Genomic DNA, 19,050 nt, shown 5'->3' on the forward strand with positions numbered 1-19,050 from the left:
GTAAAAGTTATGCACAAACACTTTTCCTTATTGTTGGCCGCCACGCTGTCCGTTGTAAGCTTACAGGCGCAAACCTTGAAAGATTTTTTCTCCTCCGGTGAGCCCCTGACCTACCTGGGTATTGACTTTACACAGGCCAGGGTGATCGGAGAACCGGTTACGGATGCCAATGACATGCGCGACCGTAATTTTCCCGCTATTAACGCAGTAGTGGTGAATGAGCCCAAGAAATATGATATTGCAGGCGCTTTCCACAAAACGGTAAACACAGACCTGGCCCTGGTGAACAAACACAACGAAACCACCAATACCGCCACCCTGAAGTCTGATAATGCTTCCGACTACAACCGCCTGAAACAGGAAGATGTAGAGAAGCTGGTAAAGGGCTACAACTTTAACGGTAAAAAAGGAGTGGGCCTGCTGTTTGTAATGGACGGTATGAGCAAGGCTGAAAAAGCGGCGAATGTATATGTAACGCTGGTAGATATGGGCACTAAAAAAGTGCTGCTGGCAGAAAAAATAGAAGGGAAGGCACAGGGTTTTGGGTTCCGTAACTACTGGGCCTATACCATACATAAGGTGCTGGAAGAGGTGGAGAAGCATAAGTATAAAGACTGGAAAGCAAAGAATTGATCCTGGATTAACGGCTCCGGTTTACAAACCGGGGCCGTTAACTGTAAAGCATAAAGCATGGAGTTAACAGAGCGGGCCAACATACTGGTAAAGTTTAATGAAGCAGATCCACTGGGTATTGTATGGCACGGGCATTATATACGGTATTTTGAAGATGGACGGGAAGCATTTGGCGAAAAATACGGTCTGCGCTACCTGGATATTTTTAATTACGGCTACACAGTGCCGGTAGTGAAGGTGGAATGCAATTATAAACGCTCGCTCCGTTATGGCGACCGGGTAATAGTGGAAGTGAATTATGTGGATACGCCTGCCGCTAAAATTAAATTTACGTACCGCCTGTACAACCCCGCTACCAGTGAGCTGGTAGCAGATGGGTCCTCTGTACAGGTTTTTTTGGATACGGCCACTTCCTCGCTGCAATTAACAATACCTCCGTTTTTTGAAGCGTGGAAGAAACAGTGTGGATTATTATGAGTAAGGTATATGTAATAGCAGATAATATTGTGGCGCCACTGGGCCGTACAGCAGCAGAGAATTTTGCTGCCGTATGCCAGGGCAAAAGCGGTATTCAGCTACAGCATAACCGCTTATTATCCCCCGCTGATTTTTATGCTGCAATCATGGCCCCCGGGCAGCTGGAAGCCTATAGTAACGGTAGTAACCTGGAAGGGTATACGAAGTTTGAGCAGCTGCTGATACTATCTGTTCAGGAAGCATTGGGGCAAACCAATTTAGATATTACTAACGGGCGTACCGCCTTCATTGTATCTACCACCAAAGGGAATATTGAGCTGCTGGAACAACAGCCTGCACAACCGCCTTTAGGGGAAATGGAATTGTTTGCTACGGCTAAAAAGGTAGCTGCATATTTCAATTTCACCGCAGCGCCGCTGGTAGTGAGCAATGCCTGCATATCCGGGCTGCTGGCTATTTTAACAGCCAAACGTTTAATAACAGCAGGTTTATATGATCATGCGGTGGTTACCGGCGCCGATGTGGTTACGCAATTTGTGCTGTCCGGTTTTCAATCATTCCAGGCAGTAAGTAATGAGCCCTGCCGCCCTTTTGATGCAGCGCGTAAAGGCGTTACGTTAGGGGAGGGGGCAGCCACCGTAATACTCACTAACCAGCCGTCGTTAGCGCCTGCAAATGCAGTGGTGGTCAATGCGGGCTCCGTGAGTAATGATGCCAACCATATTTCCGGCCCCTCACGTACCGGTGCGGAACTGGGAATGGCCATGCGCCATGCAATGTTAAACAGCGGGCTTACCCCGGCAGATATAGGATTTGTATCGGCCCACGGCACTGCTACGCTATATAATGATGAAATGGAGGCCAAAGCCTTACACCTGGCCGGTTTGCAGGACAGGCCGGTAAATAGCTTTAAAGGTTATTACGGGCATACGCTGGGCGCCGCCGGTTTAATAGAAGCCATTATAGGCATGCATGCATTGCAGCAGCAAACCGTTATACCTACCCTGGGTTTTGAGCAGCTGGGCGTAAGTTTGCCGGTGAATGTAAGCAGCACCTTAACCCGGCAGCCTATGCAGCATTACCTGAAAACAGTATCTGGTTTTGGAGGGTGTAATGCCGCAATGGTTTTTTCAAAGAAATAAAAGAACGATTAAAGATTTACATAAATCGTAAGTCCAGGATCTAAAATCGTAAATCATAATAATGGAATTTTTCACCAAAGAAACGAAAACAGCATTGCAGGCCAAAGAAGCCGCCCTGCAGCTTGCCTTTGCTCCTGTGGCTTTCCAGGCTTCCCGCGCCCTGCGGGATTTTGGCATCTTAAAGATGGTGAGCAAAAGCGGCACCAACGGATTAACCATTGAAGAGATCATGCAGGAAGTAAAGCTGTCGCGCTACGCCATCCGCGTATTGCTGGAAGCCGGCCTGGGCATGGAGCTGCTGATCGTTAACAACAAAAGATACTCCCTTACCAAAACAGGATATTTCATTGAGCATGATCAGCTCACCCGTATTAACATGGATTTTGTGCAGGACATCTGTTACAAAGGCATGTACCACCTGAAGGACAGCCTGGAAGAAGGCCGCCCCGCCGGGTTAAAGGAGCTGGGTCCCTGGGATACTATTTATCCCGGTTTGCCTTTGCTGCCGCCGGAAATAGGCAAAAGCTGGTTTGATTTTGATCACTATTACTCTGACCTTGCTTTTCCGCAGGCCCTTCCCATTGTGTTTAAAGATAAGCCCCGCAGGCTGCTGGACATTGGCGGCAATACCGGTAAATGGACGCTGGCCAGCACCGCTTACGATAAAGAAGTACAGGTAACCATGTTTGACCTGCCGGGTGAAATAGCCATTGCACAGCAAAGGGTGAAGGATGCCGGCGTGGCTGATCGTGTGTTTTTCCACGAAGCCAACATACTGGATGAAAGCCTGCCTTTTCCGCAGGGCTTTGACGTGATCTGGATGAGCCAGTTCCTGGACTGTTTTTCCGAACCGGAGATCGAATCTATTTTAAAACGCTGCCGGGAAGCGCTTACACCCAATGGCGCAATTTATATACTGGAACCATTCTGGAACCGGCAGGTATTTAAATCTGCAGCTTTCTGCTTACAGCAAACCTCCCTGTATTTTACCGCTATGGCCAATGGCAACAGCCAGATGTACCATACGGATGAATTTTTCCAGTGCATTCAAAACGCAGGCCTGCAGGTTGTAGATGAGAATAACCAGATGGGATTAAGCTATACCTTATTAAAATGTGTAAAAGCATAAGCCTTTAATTAACTCCTACCTATAAATTGTTACAGATGAAAACAGAGCAAGTAGATGTGTTGGTAATTGGCGCGGGGCCTGCAGGCACCGTGGCAGCATCTATTATTCACCAGGCGGGTTATAAGGTAAAGATCGTGGAGAAGCAAAAGTTTCCGCGGTTCGTGATCGGTGAAAGCCTGTTGCCCCGTAGTATGGAAGCCTTGCAGGAAGCCGGTTTCATTGATGCTATCAGCACAAAGGGCTTTCAGCAGAAATCCGGCGCCAAGTTCGTAAAAGGCGATGGCGTATGTGATTTTACTTTTAAAGAACAGTATACGCCGGGCTGGGACTGGACCTGGCAGGTAACCCGGGCCGATTTTGATAAAACACTGGCGGATACCTGTGAGAGCATGGGTATACCTGTAGCCTATGAAACTACGGTAACCGGTATACGTTTTAACGGGTCTGACAGTGTAACTACGGTAGAAGATACGCAGGGTAACCAGCAGGAGATACAGGCCCGCTTTATTGTAGATGGCAGTGGTTATGGCCGGGTAATACCCCGCCTTTTCAACCTGGAAAAAAATTCTGTGATGCAGCCGCGTAAAGCGCTGTTTGCACATACCAATGATATTCGCCGCTCCATGGCCGATGAGCCGAACCGTATTACCGCGGTGGTGCACAAGCCAGGCGTGTGGATCTGGATCATTCCCTTTTCCACCGGGGTTACCTCCCTGGGATTTGTGGGCGATCCGGAATTTTTTTCACAGTACCCCGGTACGCCAGAGCAGCAATACCGCGCTCTGCTGGAAGCAGAGCCCTATACCAGGGAGCGTTTCAGGGATGTGCCGCTGGTATTTGAGCCGCGGATCCTGGAATCCTGGTCGGCCACTACCGATAAGTTTTATGGGGATGGTTTTGTGCTTACAGGCAATGTAACAGAATTCCTGGACCCGATCTTTTCATCTGGCGTAACTTTGGCCTGCGTGTCCAGCCAAACGGCCTCCAAGCTGGTGATCCGTAAGCTGAAAGGAGAAGCGGTAGATTGGGAAGCTGAATACATGGCCCCCACTATGCAAGGTGTAAACACATTCCGCTCTTATGTAATGGCCTGGTATGAAGGTACGCTGGATACCATTTTCTTTAAAAAGAATCCTGACCCGCTGGTAAAACAGCAGATCTGTTCCGTGCTGGCAGGTTATGTATGGGATATGAGCAACCCTTTTGTGAGCAATCATGATACGGTGCTTAAACGCCTGGCCCGCACCATTGAAGTAATGGGCAAGCTGGATAAACTGAAAGATGAACATTGAGTAACGCTAACGCATATATTACAGCAAGCTGTGTGATCAGGGATCAGCAGGTGTTCAGCAACGGCAGCCTGCTGTGGCAGGATGCGCCGGGTGCGGAGCTTACTGATTTCCTGCGTAAGGGGTATGACCGTTTTTCCGGACAGTACCCTAAGTTCCATAAAATGGATGCGCTCAGCAAGCTGGGCTGGCTGGCTGCGGAAGTATTATTGCGCACTGCACCGGTAGAAGATCATTTACCTGAGCAGGTGGCTATTGTGCTTAGCAACCGCAGCGCCAGCCTGGATACAGATCTGCGTTACTACAATACGGTAAAGGATATTCCCAGCCCTGCGCTGTTTGTATATACCCTGGCTAATATTGTAATAGGGGAAATATGCATCCGCCATGGCTTTAAGGGAGAACATATTTTTTTTACTACCGGTGGTTTTGATGCGCGGCAGATAATGGCCTATGCGCAGATACTGCTGGATACCGGCGCTGCCACTGCCTGTCTTTGCGGCTGGGTAGAGGTGATGGAACAGCAGTACGAGGTGGTGTTGTACCTGGTAGAAAGGCAGCAGCGGGAAGAAAGTAAGTTGCTCACTGTAGAAGAAATGAAAAAGATCTACGATCTGAAATCGTAATCTAAAATCTAAAATTACTTGTGTTTTTTATATGGAAAAATTGATGGCGGATCTGAAAGCGCAGATCATTGAGCAGCTTAACCTGCAGGAAGTAAAACCAGAAGATATCGGGAACGATCAGCCTTTGTTTAAAGAAGGCCTGGGCCTGGATTCTATTGATGCGCTGGAGCTGATCGTATTGTTACAGCAGCACTATGGTATCCGCATTGCTAACCCGGAACAGGGTCCTGAAATATTCCAGTCTGTGCGCACCATGGCAACATACATTACTGCGCAGCAAAAACAGCCGGGATGAGTGAGCCGGTATGGATAGCCGGTGGCGGCGTTATTTGCGGTATAGGCGCTACCCTGCCCGCCTGCGTGGAGGCTTTCAGCCGCATGCAGCCAGGTATGGAGGAGGTGCAGTACCTGCATACCATCCATCGTGGCGTATTCCCGGTAGCCGAAGTAAAGGCTGATAATGCTACGCTGGCTGCGCAGGCAGGCATGCCTGCACACATCAGCAGAACAGCTCTGCTGAGCAAAATAGCTGCACAGGAGGCCTGGGACAGCACCGGCCTGGGCGATCTGTTACAATACCGTATAGGTTTTATATCCGCCAACACCGTTGGCGGCATGGATAAAACAGAAGATTTTTTTGCTGATTACCTGCAGCACCCGGACAAAGGGCGCCTGCAGCAGGTGCTGCATCATGAATGCGGCAGCGTTACAGAGCTGGTAGCAGATGCCATGGGCATCCGCCACCAGGTAGCAACCATCAGCACCGCCTGTTCATCCGGCGCCAATGCATTGATGTATGGCGCACGCCTTATCCGCAACAATATTGTAGATATTGTAATAGCCGGTGGCACGGATGCGCTTACACGTTTTACCCTGAATGGTTTTAACACCCTCATGATATTGGATCAGCAGCCCTGCCGGCCGTTCGATGATACCCGTACCGGCCTGAACCTGGGTGAGGGTGCGGGTTACGTGGTGCTGGTAAGTGATGTGATGCGTAAACGCCTGCCCAATGCACCCTGGTGCCGCTTAAGCGGTTATGCCAATACCAGCGATGCATATCACCAGACTGCTTCCTCGCCGGATGGTATTGGTAATTACCTGGCAATGAAAGGTGCGCTGGATATGAGCGGACTGCAGCCCAAGGATATTGCCTACATTAATCTGCATGGTACCGGTACGCAGAATAACGATTCTTCTGAAGGCAAAGCCATTGAACGTTTGTTTGCACCAGACTATCCGGCTGTTAGCTCTACCAAATCATTTACCGGGCATACGCTGGGGGCCAGCGGCGGCATAGAAGCTGTGTTTTCCGCACTGGCAGTGCAGCAGGGCATTATTTACCCGAATGCACGTTTTGCCACACCCATGAAGGAGTGGCCGGTAGCGCCGGCAACGGTTTTTTCCAGCGGTAATAAATTGTCGCATGTAATGTCTAATTCCTTTGGGTTTGCCGGTAACTGTTCCAGCCTGGTATTTTCAAAGGAATAACACAGTGAAGAAAGTATATCATGTGTGGGCTATTGCCGCCATGATTATTAATTCTTCATTCTTAATTATTAATTAGAAGCAAGCATGAATATTTACATCCAGGGTATGGGTTGTGTATCACCGCAGCAAACTGCGGCGGAAGGCCCGTTCCTGGCAGAGATCCGGGAATATGAAGGCAACCGCCTGAAAGTGCTGGACCCGGATTATAAACAGTGGATACCGGATGCAAACACTATGCGCCGTATGGGCCGCGTGGTTAAAATGGGAATAGGAGCGGCCAAATTAAGCTTGCAGCATGCAGGTATTGAAATGCCGGATGCTATTATTACCGGCACCGCTTATGGCTGCCTGGCTGATACCGGCGTTTTCCTGACCAGGATGATCCAGAGACAGGAGAGCGCATTATCGCCCACCCCATTCATACAATCCACCCACAATACCGTAAGCGGGCAAATAGCGCTGCTGCTGGGCTGCCACGCCTACAACAGCACTTTTGTACATAAAGGTTTTTCTTTTGAAAGTGCGCTGCTGGATAGCATTATGTTGCTGCGGGAAAAAACGGAACAGCAGATCTTAATAGGCGGGGTGGATGAGATCACGGATCACAGCCACACTATTTTATCCCGTTTCGGATTATACAAGCAGGAGCCGGTGCGTAATACCGCGCTGCTGCAAAGCACTACAAAAGGTACTATTGCCGGTGAAGGCGCTGCCTTTTTTGTACTGGGTACAACAAAAGGAGCGGTAAAATTAACCGGACTGGATACCTTGTATAAACCAGCCTCCCAACAGGAGGTAAGCAGCGCCATACAGGGCTTTTTAGCCACGCACCGGTTAAGTACAGCTGATATTGACCTGCTGATCACCGGCCGCAATGGGAATGCAGGAGAAGATGCCGCTTACACGCAGCTTACGCAAACCCTGTTCCCGCAAACGGCTGCTGCGGCGTTTAAACATTTATGCGGCGAGTATCCTACTGCCAGCGCATTTGCCATGTGGATGGGCGCACAGATCATACAACAGCAGCAAGCACCTGCTGGCATATTATATAGTGGTACAGCGCCGCAACAACTAAACAGGATCTTAATTTATAACCAGTACCAGGGCACTCATCATGCGCTGATATTGTTAGAAAAAGCATAAATAACTTGTTATACCGCATTACAAATATCATCACCTTTCTGTTGCTCGCAGGGCTTTTGTGCCTGCACAACCTGTGGCAGCCGGTAGCCTGGTGGGTTTTTGTAATGCTGTTATTCGTATATGTGTCACTGTTAGTATGGGGATCTATGGATGTAAGGGCTGGTTTTTACATGCCGGTTACCTGCCAGGTGCCTACACAGCAGAAGGTAGTGGCCTTAACTTTTGATGATGGCCCGCTGCCGCAGTTTACCCCGCAGGTGCTGGACATATTACAGGCGCATAAAGTACCGGCTGCTTTTTTTTGCATTGGTAAAAACATACCCGGTAATGAAGGCTTGCTGAAACGGGTGTACGAAGAAGGACACCTGGTAGGCAACCACAGCTACTCCCATCATTTCTGGTTCGACCTGTTCGGTGCGGGCCGTATGCTGGAAGAGCTGCAGCAAACAGATACAAATGTGCAGCAGGTAACCGGTCAGCGGCCGCTTTTTTTTCGTCCGCCGTACGGGGTTACCAATCCTAATCTGAGCAAAGCAGTCCGTAAAGGCGGTTACTTTGCATTAGGCTGGAACATCCGCTCTTTAGACACGGTGATAAAGGAAGAAGGGCCCTTGCTGGAACGTATTACCAGTAAATTGCAGCCCGGCAGCATTATTTTGCTGCATGACAGTGCTGCAGTAACAGTACAGGTATTACCGGCGCTGATCGCCTATTTGCACAGCAATGGGTATACTATAGAAAGGATTGATAAACTGTTAAATAAACCTGCTTATGCGTAGATGGATGTTATTGGTTTGTTGTATGAGCGTGCTACATATATATGCACAAACAGGCGGTTTTAAACCCGTAGCAGATGCGGCTGCCTTTAAACAGCAGTTTGCAAAGGCATCGCAAAACACGCAATCCATACAGGCCGATTTTGTGCAGGAGAAAAACCTGAGCATGCTGTCTGATAAGATTGTTTCCAAAGGAAAGTTCTGGTTCCGTAAAGAGAATAAGGTGCGTATGGAATACCAGCAGCCATCCTATTACCTGATGGTAATGAACGGTAAGGATATTTTTACCAAAGACGGTCAAAAGCAGAACAAGGTAAGCACCAAAGGGAATAAGCTGTTTGAGCAGATCAACCGCATTACGGTGGATTGTGTGCAGGGTAATGTGTTCAACAACCCGGACTTTACCACTAAAGTGCTGGAAAATGCGCAGTACTACCGGTTGGAGATGACACCGGTATCCAAAGCGCTGCAACAGTATTTCAAAACTATTGAGCTGCTGGTGGATAAAAAGGATTATTCTGTGTCGTCTATTGAAATGCAGGAAGCCGGCGGGGATAATACCATCATTAGCTTTTTGCATAAACAAATGAATGTAAATATCCCGGATGCAGTATTTACAGTTAAATAATGAAAGCAGCTCCGGGAGAAGGATCAGGGCTGTGAAAGGTTGGCCGGTTTTACGGCAGAAAGGCACGCTGAAAGAAGGGCTGTCTTTTAGCTGGAGTACAGGTTTTTTGCTGGTTTGCGTATTGTTATTCAGCTCCTGCACTTCCGTTTACCGCGGCCTGCAGCGCAGCAATGGTGATGTGAATTGCATACGGCAGTTTCAGCCGCAGTTCACCAATACGCTGTACAGCACACAGGTAGATGTGCTGAAGCATCACCTGAGCGGTTTGCTGTTCTTCAAAAAAATGCCGGATAGCAGCCTGCGTGTGGTGTTTGCCAATGAAATGGGATTTAAATTCTTTGACTTTGAGTTCACGAAAGACAGTGGTTTTGTAAAACATTACATGCTGCCGAAAATGGATAAAAAGGTGATCGTAAAAACCCTGCGGAACGATTTTGAATTAGTGCTGCTGCGGGCAGGTTTGGAAAAGGCCACGGTGCTGCAGGATAGCGGGTATCATTACATCGCTGTTCCAACCGCCAAAGGCAACAACTATTACATAACGGATACGGCCTGCACCCGGCTGGAGCGCATAGAAAAATCATCCAAACGGAAACCGGTGGTTAAAGTATGGATGCGGCATTATGAGCAGGGCGTACCGGATACTATTTTAATACAACACCAGAATTTTAAGTTCAATATTTCATTACAACGCGTACAAAAATAATGCTGGAAGGAAGTTTTTATAACATTGTACAATCGGAGCAAACAGCGTCGTCATTTATGGCTTTACTGGCGCTGAATGCCGCGCATCCTGTATTTGAAGGACACTTTCCCGGTCAGCCGGTAGTGCCGGGCGTGTGCATGATGCAAACCATCCAGGAGCTGCTGGAAAAGGGCCTGCAAAACAAAGTATTGCTGCAAAAGGCCACCAGCATGAAGTTCCTGGTGATGATTAACCCGGTAGTGCAACCACAGGTAACGGTTACCCTGCAATACACTTTGCAGGAAAATAATATCGTAAAAGTGAATGCTGTTATTAAAAGTGACAGCAGCATTTTTATGAAATTTCAGGGAACGTTTAGTCTAATTACGAATTGACAAGTATTGCACCTCATATCGCTGTCCTTATTCCCACCTACAATAACGCCTCCTCTCTGGGGCAGGTATTGAAGGATGTGTTATCCTATACACAACACGTAATTGTGGTGAATGATGGCAGTACAGATACTACTACTGAAATACTGGACCAGTTCCCCACTGTACAGCGTGTAGCGTATACGCGTAACCGTGGTAAAGGTATTGCCCTGCGCCGGGGATTTAAATATGCTCTGCAGCAGGGATATGAATATGTGATCACAATAGATGCGGACGGGCAGCACTTTGCCTCCGACCTGCAGGTGTTCCTGGATAAGCTGCAAACAGAAAAGAACGCTATACTCATTGGTGCACGTAACCTGCACCAGGAGAATATGCCCGGCAAAAACTCTTTTGCCAATAAATTTTCCAACTTCTGGTTTTACGTGGAAACAGGCATGAAGGCTGCAGATACCCAGTCCGGCTACCGCCTGTATCCTTTAAACTTAATATCGCCTATCCCGTTCTGGTGCACCCGTTATGAGTTTGAGGTAGAGGTGCTGGTACGTAGTGCATGGAGGGGTATTAAAATAGACTGGGTGCCGGTGCAGGTATATTATCCACCGGCAGAAGAGCGGGTATCACATTTCCGCCCCTTCCAGGATTTTTCCCGCATCAGCGTGTTAAACACGGTGCTGGTGCTCATTACTTTCCTGTACATTAAACCGCGCGACTTTATCCGCTTCCTGTTCAAAAAGGAAAGCTGGCGCTGGTTGTGGAAAGAGGTGTTGCTGAATCCCGGTGAATCAAACGGTAAAAAAGCATTGTCAATAGGGTTGGGCATCTTTATGGGTATTGTGCCCATTTGGGGTTTCCAGATGTTAGTTGCATTATTGCTGGCTACTCTTTTTAAGCTCAATAAAGCATTGGTGCTTATTGCGGCCAATATCAGCATACCGCCCCTGATACCGGTTATTGTGTTCCTGAGCCTGATGGTAGGCCGTATATGGATAGGGAACGATGCTACGTTCGTAATATTCAGTAAGCACCTGAGCCAGGAGGCAGTAAAGCAGAACATACTACAATATATATATGGCAGTGTAACGCTGGCCGTGGCAGCCGGGGTAACATTCGGGTTAGTAACCTATGTGTTGCTGGCTATATTCAGAAAGCAGAAACATGGGTAGCTTTTTTGTACATATCTATAATTTTTATGCAACCCGCAAAGTGTGGCTGTGGATCAGCGTGGTGGCCGCTTTTGCGCTCACCGGCTATTTTGCATCCCGCATTCAGCTGGAAGAGGATATTACAAAAATATTGCCCCAGGATAAAACGCTGAACAAGCTGCAGCAGGTATTTAATGATTCCCGGTTTGCAGATAAGCTGGTGGTAATGGTATCGCAGAAAGATACCGCAGCGGCTACGGAGCCGGATAGCCTTACAACATTTGCCGCTGATCTTGAAGTAGCCATAAAGGAAGATACTGTACTAAACCCATACGTTAAACAGGTACAGGCTAAGATAGAAGATACTGCCATACTGGGTTTGATGGCTACCATCCAGCAGCACCTGCCGGTGTTCCTGGATGAAAAAGATTACGGTACTATTGACTCGCTTATACAACCGGAACGGCTGCACCAAACACTGGAACATAATTACCAGACCTTAATATCACCTGCAGGATTAGTGCTGAAGAAAATGATCCAGGCCGATCCGGTGGGCATGTCATGGCAGGGAGTTAAAAAACTGCAGCAGCTGCAAATAGATGATCAGTATGAGCTGTATGATGGGTTTATTGTAACAAGAGATCACCGGCACCTGCTGCTGTTCCTTACGCCCGCTTACCCGCCCAGCGCTACTGGTAAAAATGCCGTGTTCTTAAAATTATTGCAGGCTAAGCTGGCTGAAATGCAGCCAGCGCACGCTTTTACAGCAGCCTCTTATTTTGGCGCCACCGCTGTATCAGAAGGCAACGCCCACCAGCTGCGCATGGATACCATGCTTACACAAGGCATTGGCGTGGTGCTGCTCATAGTGCTTATTGCCTTATTCTTCCGGAAAAAAAGAGCGCCGGTATTAGTGATGCTGCCCGTAGTTTTTGGCGCATTGTTCTCACTAGCCTGTATTTACCTGATCAAAGGAAAGTTATCTGTTATAGCGCTGGGCGCAGGCGCCGTGGTATTGGGTATTGCAGTGAACTACTCGCTGCACGTATTTAACCATTACCGCCACCTGGTCAATATCCGTGAAACTATCCGCGACCTGGCTACACCCATGACCATTGGCAGCTTTACCACCATTGGCGGGTTCCTGTGTTTGCAGTTTGTTGAATCACCTATGTTAAAGGATGTAGGTTTGTTTGCAGCATTGAGCTTAGTAGGTGCGGCTTTGTTCTCCCTGATCTTTTTACCACACTGGATCTTAATCAAACAGCCGGTTGCGGCGCAATCACATACCTGGTTGGATAAGCTGGCCGCCTACCGCCCGGAAAAAAATAAATACCTGGTGTTCGGCATTCTGCTGCTCACTGTTATCTTCTGCTTCACAGCCGGCAAAGTAGGTTTTGAAAGTGATATGATGCGCATGAACTTCATGACGCCGGAGCTGAAAGCCGCTGAAACAAAGCTGAACAGCCTGAGCGCGTATGCCGCACAATCTGTATACGTGGTAACAGAAGGACGTACGCTGGAAGAAGCCCTGCAGGCCAATGAGCGTATGCTGCCGGTGGTGCAGCAGCTGCAGCAGCAGGGCATTGTGAAAAGGTATGCCGGTGTAGGCAGCTTATTGTTATCGCAACAGGAACAGCAGGCGCGTTTACAACGCTGGCAGTTATACTGGACTCCGCAGAAAAAACAACAGCTGATCACTTACCTGCAGCAGCAGGGGCCTGCAGTAGGTTTTAAAGCCACTGCTTTTGACCCCTTTGCACAATGGCTGCAGCAGGACTTTACGGCCATGACAACCGCAGACCAGGAAGCGCTGCGCAACAGCTCCCTGGGTGATTATATTACAGTAAAGCCGGACCGTGTATCGCTGGTTACCCTGCTCAAAGTGAACCTGGGTCAAAAGCAGGCCGTGTATAAAGCATTAGCCGCACAGCAAAATACTACGGTGCTGGATAAGCAATATGCCGCCAACCGCCTGGTAGAGGTGATCCGCAATGAGTTTAACAGCATTGCCTGGATGACCTCCCTGCTGGTATTTTTTGCCCTGCTCATCTCTTATGGCCGTATAGAGCTGGCGCTCATCACCTTTATTCCCATGCTCATCAGCTGGATCTGGATACTGGGTATTATGGGCATGTTTGGCATCCGTTTCAATATTGTGAACATTATTCTCAGCACCTTTATTTTTGGTTTGGGGGATGATTACAGCATCTTTACCATGGACGGCTTGTTACAGCAATACCGTACCGGTAAGGAGCAGCTCTCCTCTTTCCGTTCTTCCATCTTTTTATCTGCCATTACCACCATCTTAGGGCTGGGGGTGCTGATCTTTGCAAAACATCCATCCCTGCGTTCCATTGCATTGATCTCTATGATCGGTATTGGCTGCGTGGTGCTGATATCGCAGGTAATGATACCGCTGCTGTTCAACTGGCTTATTGCCAAGCGCACCCGCCGTGGGTGGGCGCCGTGGACCCTGAGCGGCTGGTGCATTTCTGTATTTGCATTCACCTATTTTACGCTGGGCAGCTTGTTGCTAACCACTGTAGGTTATATCCTGATCCGCCTGAACCCTTTTAACAAGCAAAAGGGTAAGTACCTGTATCATGTATTCCTGTCATGGTTTACCTGGTCGCAGCTGCACATTATGGGCAACGTAAAAAAACGCGTTATCAATCCCCTGAATGAGCAGCTGGAAAAGCCGGCCGTTATTATCAGCAATCACCAGTCGTTCCTGGATATATTAATTTCTATTGCGTTGAATCCCAAGGTGATCCTGCTTACCAATGAATGGGTATGGCGCTCACCGGTATTTGGCGCAGTAGTGCGGCTGGCAGAATATTATCCTGTGGCAGAAGGTGCGGAAGCCAGTGTAGACAGGCTGCGCGGGTTGGTAGAACAAGGGTATTCCATTGTTGTGTACCCGGAAGGCACCCGCTCACCTGACCCGGTGATCAGGCGTCTTCATAAAGGCGCATTTTATTTGGCAGAACAATTGGGACTGGATGTATTGCCTGTGCTGATACACGGTACCGCCTATACGATGAGTAAGAGCGATTTCCTGTTAAAGAACGGGGTGCTTACAGCGCAGTACCTGCCCCGTATTACACAGGAGGATAAGAGCTGGGGCGAAGGTTATGCCGCACGCACCAAAAGCATTAGCCGCTACTTTAAGCAGCAGTATGAAGCGCTACGAAGCAGTGTGGAAACGCCTGCCTATTTCCGTGAGCAGCTTATTTACAGCTATATTTATAAAGGCCCGGTGCTGGAATGGTACATGCGTATTAAAACCCGCATGGAAAATAACTATACCCTGTTTCACAGCCTGGTGCCGGAAAAGGGCCGTATACTGGATATTGGCTGTGGATACGGGTTTATGAGCTATATGCTGCACTTCCTGTCTGCAGAGCGCACTGTTACCGGCGTGGATTATGATGAGGATAAGATAACCACCGCTAACCACTGCTACCTGAAAAATGATAAGGTGAATTTTGAATGTGCAGATGTGGTGAGCTATACTTTTGGGCAGCATGATGCCTTTATCATTAGTGATGTATTGCATTACCTGCAGCCACAGGAGCAGGAGCAGCTGCTGCACCGCTGCTTACAGCAGCTGGCGCCCGGTGGGGTGATCATTGTGCGGGACGGCGATGCGGATATGAGCAAAAGGCATGAGGGTACCCGCCTTACAGAATTTTTTAGTACGCGTTTGTTGGGATTTAATAAAACAAAACAGCAGCTGTCCTTTTTTTCCGGACAGCATTTGAAACAATTGATAGAGAAAATGGGAGCCAGTTTGGAGCAGATAGACAATACAAAGTACACGTCAAATGTGATTTTTGTTATTAAGCAGAAAGCTTAAAGCAAAAAGCAAAAAGCTCAATGCAGCATTTAGCATTCAGCATCCTTAGACTATGAGTTATGATGTAGCCATAATCGGTAGCGGCCTGGGAGGCCTGGTTTGCGGCGCTTTATTAAGCCGCAACGGGTATCGCGTAGCCGTATTTGAAAAGAATAAACAAATAGGCGGTTGCCTGCAAACCTATGTTCGTAATAAGGTGATCTTTGATTCCGGTGTGCATTATATTGGCGCTTTGGGAGAAGGGCGTAACCTGGAAAAGATCTTCCGCTACCTGGGCATTATGGATAAGCTGAAGCTGCAACGCCTGGATATGGATGGCTTTGACCGTATTGCTTTTAATGGCGACCCTACCGAGTACCGTATAGCCCAGGGGTATGATAATTTTATAGCGCAGCTGTTAAAGGAGTTTCCCGGCGAAAGAAAGGCGTTACAGGATTACTGCCATGCTATGCAGGATGTATGCCGCCGTTTTCCCCTGTACAACCTGCGCACTGGCAGCTTTGCCGAAAAGCAGGAGGTAATGAATATTGATTGCAGCACTTTTTTGAAACAGCTAACCAGTAATGAACGCCTGCAGAATGTGCTGGCTGGCAATAATATGTTATACGCCGGTGTGCGCGATAAAACGCCTTTTTACGTACACGCGCTGGTAGTGAACAGCTATATTGAAGATTCCTGGAAATGTGTGGATGGCGGCTCCCAGATAGGTAAGTGGCTGGCCCGGGCTATCCTGGAAAATGGCGGAAAAATTTACCGGGATACTATGGTGCAGCAGATCGTAGGGGAGGGGAACAAGGTAGATCATATTACACTGGTGAACGGGCAGCAGGTAAAAGCCAATTATTTCATCTCCAACCTGCATCCTTCGCAAACCATGGCTATGACGGAAAGCGACCTGATACGGGGCGCATACCGTGCCCGTATCAATACCCTGGAAAATGCCATTGCACCTTTTGTGCTGAACATTGTGCTAAAGCCTAACACATTTCCCTACCTGAATTATAATTACTACTATCATCAGACAGATGATGCCTGGGAAGGCATTGATTATACAGCAGATACCTGGCCGCTTACCTATAGCCTGTTTGCGGCCGCCAGCTCCCGTCACATGCCTTATACAGACAGCCTTTCCATATTAACGTATATGCGTTATGATGAGGTGGCGCGCTGGCAGCATACTTTTAATACAACCTCGCAGGAACAGCACCGGGGCGATGATTATGAAACATTTAAACGGGAAAAGTCGGAGCGGCTGCTGGATGTGGTAGAGCAGAAATTCCCCGGGCTGCGCAACAGCATTGCTACCTGTTATGCAGCTACGCCATTATCGTTCCGGGACTACCTGGGCACAGCGGATGGCAGCCTGTACGGGGTGCAGAAAGATTATAAAGATGCGTTAAAAACCATGATCACACAGCGTACCAAGCTAACCAATTTGTATCTTACCGGCCAGAATTTAAACCTGCATGGGATCCTGGGGGTTACTATCAGTGCCGTAATGACCTGCGGAGAGATCCTGGGGCTGGATTGGCTGCTGGAACAGATCAACAAAAATGATCCATCATATATACCATAACTAATGAAAAAGAGAAGCGGTTGGAGAAAACTGGGACGGATATTATTGTACATAACAGGGGCCTTCCTGTTACTTATACTTATTCTGGTGATCTATGTGGTAAGCGTATCACATATTGACCCGCCGCAAATAGCGGATAAGAGCGCATTACAGCTGCAACGCAAACAAATTGATACCTCCTGTTACACCATTGGCAATAACTGGTTCCGCAAAAGCAACAGCGGTTTGTACGAAATGTATATTGAGGGCAAACCCTTTGAGCGAGGTGTTATCTACGGCAAATTATCGGCAGAATTAGTGAAAAGGCAGGAGGATAATTTCGTGGACCAGATCAAGAAAATGATTCCCTCCCAATCTTACCTGCATTTCCTGAAATACTTTGTGGGCTGGTTTAACCGCAACCTGGCAAAGAATATTGCAGAAGAAAACAAGGAAGAGATCTACGGCATTTCTTTTTCCGCATCTGATAAGTATGATTTCATTGGCAGCAACTATGAGCGTATCCTGAACTACCATGCTGCGCATGATATTGGGCATGCCCTGCAGAACATGATGCTGGTAGGCTGTACCTCTTTTGCCACCTGGGATGGCCGCTCTGCCGACAGTAGCCTGATCATAGGCCGCAACTTTGATTTTTTTGTAGGCGATAAATTTGCAGAAGATAAAATAGTGGCCTTTTACCATCCGGATAAAGGTTTTCCCTTTATGATCGTAACCTGGGGCGGCTTTACCGGCGCGGCTTCCGGCATGAATGCACAGGGGTTAACCGTAACTATTAATGCAGATAAAAGCGAAATCCCTACCGGCTCCGCCACCCCTGTATCGCTGGTAGCAAGAGAGATATTACAATATGCCAGCAACATACAGGAAGCATGGGCCATTGCAAAACGGCATAAAATGTTTGTATCGGAATCTTTCCTGATAGGGTCTGCAGCCGATGACCGCGCTGCCATCATCGAAAAAACACCGGATGGCATGGACATGTATGACCCGCATAGCAACTTTATTACCTGCACTAACCACTTCCAGGGCGATACCATGCGCAAGCTGACCTCTAACGTGCAGTGGATGAAAGAAAGCGCCAGCGAATACCGGTATGAGCGTTTATCAGAGCTGCTGCAGGAGAGCGGGCCTAATACCGTACAGAAAACCGTGAACATTCTGCGCGACCGTAACGGCCTGCATAATCAGAACATAGGCATGGGCAATGAAAAAGCAGTGAACCAGCTGATAGCTCACCATGCCATTGTATTTGAACCGCAAAAACGGCTGGTATGGGTATCCACAGCACCCTGGCAGTTGGGTAAGTTTGTAGCATATGACCTGAACAAGATCTTTGGTATGCATGGGTTACAGGCTAATCATGAAGTGTATGACAGTGCGTTAACCATTCCTGCCGATCCTTTCCTGCAAACCAGGGATTACCAGAATTTTCTTACTTTCCGTCACCTGAAGTCGGAGATCATGGATGGTAAGGAAGTGAATTTGCAGCAGCTGGTAGCCTCCAACCCGGAGTTTTATCATACCTACGTGCTGGCGGGCGATTATGCATTCAAACGCAAACAATACGCTGCAGCCAAACAATATTACCAGACAGCCTTAACAAAAGTGATCGCCACCAAAGGAGAGGAAATGCATATACGGAAACAGCTGGAAAAATGTGAGCATCCATGATCTATGGCATTGGTACAGATATCGTTGAAGTAGATCGTATAGCGGCTAAAATAGCCAAGGGAAAGGGTTTCCTGGACCTGGTATTTACGCCGCATGAAATAGCCTATTGTGAGCAGCAGGCCGGTTCAGCTGCGGCTGAAAGTTATGCCGCCCGTTTTGCCGCCAAGGAAGCATTCCTCAAAGCCATGGGCACTGGCTGGGGCCATGGGGCCATCAATTTTAACCAGATAGAAGTGCGGAATACGGTATTGGGCAAACCGGAATTGTTCCTGTTAGGGGAGGCAGCAGCCCATTACGCGCAATTAAATATTCAAAAGATCCACCTGTCGCTGTCGCATATTAAAACTGCCGCAGTGGCCATGGTTATTATAGAAGTATAGTT

At 48.2% G+C, this 19,050-nt stretch carries 18 protein-coding genes; all 18 read left to right on the plus strand.

What is annotated here, in order from left to right:
- The first annotated feature begins 9 nt into the window (after positions 1 to 9).
- The 18 genes from KVT36_RS13695 (at position 10) to acpS (ending at position 19,048) form a co-directional block, all read left to right on the plus strand.
- Entirely contained in the window at positions 10 to 633 is a 624-nt protein-coding gene (locus KVT36_RS13695) for a hypothetical protein (RefSeq protein WP_217604072.1), read from the plus strand.
- 57 nt (positions 634 to 690) lie between these two features.
- On the plus strand, positions 691 to 1,110 hold the full coding sequence (locus KVT36_RS13700; protein ID WP_217604073.1) for a thioesterase family protein: 420 nt from the start codon (positions 691 to 693) through the stop codon (positions 1,108 to 1,110).
- Positions 1,107 to 2,252 carry a beta-ketoacyl synthase gene (locus tag KVT36_RS13705; protein ID WP_217604074.1) on the plus strand — a complete coding sequence of 382 codons (1,146 nt, stop codon included), beginning with the start codon at positions 1,107 to 1,109 and terminating at the stop codon, positions 2,250 to 2,252. The genes KVT36_RS13700 and KVT36_RS13705 overlap by 4 nt, the downstream gene beginning before the upstream one ends.
- Before the next feature lie 61 nt (positions 2,253 to 2,313).
- A complete protein-coding gene (locus KVT36_RS13710) occupies positions 2,314 to 3,381 on the plus strand; it encodes a class I SAM-dependent methyltransferase (protein ID WP_217604075.1) in 1,068 nt (355 codons plus the stop codon).
- Positions 3,382 to 3,416: 35 nt separating this feature from the next.
- Positions 3,417 to 4,673: an NAD(P)/FAD-dependent oxidoreductase gene (locus KVT36_RS13715; protein ID WP_217604076.1), complete on the plus strand. Its 1,257-nt coding sequence runs from the start codon at positions 3,417 to 3,419 to the stop codon at positions 4,671 to 4,673.
- Positions 4,670 to 5,296 carry a hypothetical protein gene (locus KVT36_RS13720; protein ID WP_217604077.1) on the plus strand — a complete coding sequence of 209 codons (627 nt, stop codon included), beginning with the start codon at positions 4,670 to 4,672 and terminating at the stop codon, positions 5,294 to 5,296. The genes KVT36_RS13715 and KVT36_RS13720 overlap by 4 nt, the downstream gene beginning before the upstream one ends.
- A gap of 31 nt (positions 5,297 to 5,327) precedes the next feature.
- Positions 5,328 to 5,591, plus strand: coding sequence for a phosphopantetheine-binding protein (locus KVT36_RS13725; protein WP_089913940.1), 264 nt, complete (start codon positions 5,328 to 5,330; stop codon positions 5,589 to 5,591).
- Positions 5,588 to 6,787, plus strand: coding sequence for a beta-ketoacyl synthase (locus tag KVT36_RS13730; RefSeq protein WP_217604078.1), 1,200 nt, complete (start codon positions 5,588 to 5,590; stop codon positions 6,785 to 6,787). Before KVT36_RS13725 ends, KVT36_RS13730 begins: the two co-directional genes overlap by 4 nt.
- An 84-nt stretch (positions 6,788 to 6,871) precedes the next feature.
- Positions 6,872 to 7,930, plus strand: coding sequence for a beta-ketoacyl synthase N-terminal-like domain-containing protein (locus KVT36_RS13735; protein WP_254639988.1), 1,059 nt, complete (start codon positions 6,872 to 6,874; stop codon positions 7,928 to 7,930).
- 5 nt (positions 7,931 to 7,935) lie between these two features.
- Positions 7,936 to 8,709: a polysaccharide deacetylase family protein gene (locus KVT36_RS13740; protein ID WP_217604079.1), complete on the plus strand. Its 774-nt coding sequence runs from the start codon at positions 7,936 to 7,938 to the stop codon at positions 8,707 to 8,709.
- Positions 8,710 to 8,731: 22 nt separating this feature from the next.
- On the plus strand, positions 8,732 to 9,334 hold the full coding sequence (locus tag KVT36_RS13745; RefSeq protein WP_254639989.1) for an outer membrane lipoprotein carrier protein LolA: 603 nt from the start codon (positions 8,732 to 8,734) through the stop codon (positions 9,332 to 9,334).
- Complete coding sequence (locus KVT36_RS13750) at positions 9,312 to 10,040, plus strand: hypothetical protein (protein ID WP_217604081.1); 729 nt, start codon at positions 9,312 to 9,314, stop codon at positions 10,038 to 10,040. Before KVT36_RS13745 ends, KVT36_RS13750 begins: the two co-directional genes overlap by 23 nt.
- On the plus strand, positions 10,040 to 10,414 hold the full coding sequence (locus tag KVT36_RS13755; protein ID WP_217604082.1) for a 3-hydroxyacyl-ACP dehydratase: 375 nt from the start codon (positions 10,040 to 10,042) through the stop codon (positions 10,412 to 10,414). Before KVT36_RS13750 ends, KVT36_RS13755 begins: the two co-directional genes overlap by 1 nt.
- Positions 10,411 to 11,577 (plus strand): DUF2062 domain-containing protein, encoded by a 1,167-nt coding sequence (locus KVT36_RS13760; RefSeq protein WP_217604083.1) that lies wholly within the window; start codon positions 10,411 to 10,413, stop codon positions 11,575 to 11,577. Before KVT36_RS13755 ends, KVT36_RS13760 begins: the two co-directional genes overlap by 4 nt.
- Positions 11,570 to 15,418 (plus strand): trifunctional MMPL family transporter/lysophospholipid acyltransferase/class I SAM-dependent methyltransferase, encoded by a 3,849-nt coding sequence (locus KVT36_RS13765; RefSeq protein WP_217604084.1) that lies wholly within the window; start codon positions 11,570 to 11,572, stop codon positions 15,416 to 15,418. Before KVT36_RS13760 ends, KVT36_RS13765 begins: the two co-directional genes overlap by 8 nt.
- A gap of 52 nt (positions 15,419 to 15,470) precedes the next feature.
- Positions 15,471 to 16,994, plus strand: a complete 1,524-nt coding sequence (locus KVT36_RS13770; RefSeq protein ID WP_217604085.1) for an NAD(P)/FAD-dependent oxidoreductase — start codon at positions 15,471 to 15,473, stop codon at positions 16,992 to 16,994.
- Positions 16,995 to 16,997: 3 nt separating this feature from the next.
- The gene (locus KVT36_RS13775) at positions 16,998 to 18,668 is read left to right on the plus strand and encodes a C45 family peptidase (protein WP_217604086.1); all 1,671 of its coding nucleotides are present in this window, start codon (positions 16,998 to 17,000) and stop codon (positions 18,666 to 18,668) included.
- Positions 18,665 to 19,048: a holo-ACP synthase gene (gene acpS, locus KVT36_RS13780; RefSeq protein WP_217604087.1), complete on the plus strand. Its 384-nt coding sequence runs from the start codon at positions 18,665 to 18,667 to the stop codon at positions 19,046 to 19,048. Before KVT36_RS13775 ends, acpS begins: the two co-directional genes overlap by 4 nt.
- Positions 19,049 to 19,050: the final 2 nt, after the last annotated feature.

The organism is Chitinophaga sp. GbtcB8, assembly GCF_019091455.1.
Taxonomy (GTDB): domain Bacteria; phylum Bacteroidota; class Bacteroidia; order Chitinophagales; family Chitinophagaceae; genus Chitinophaga.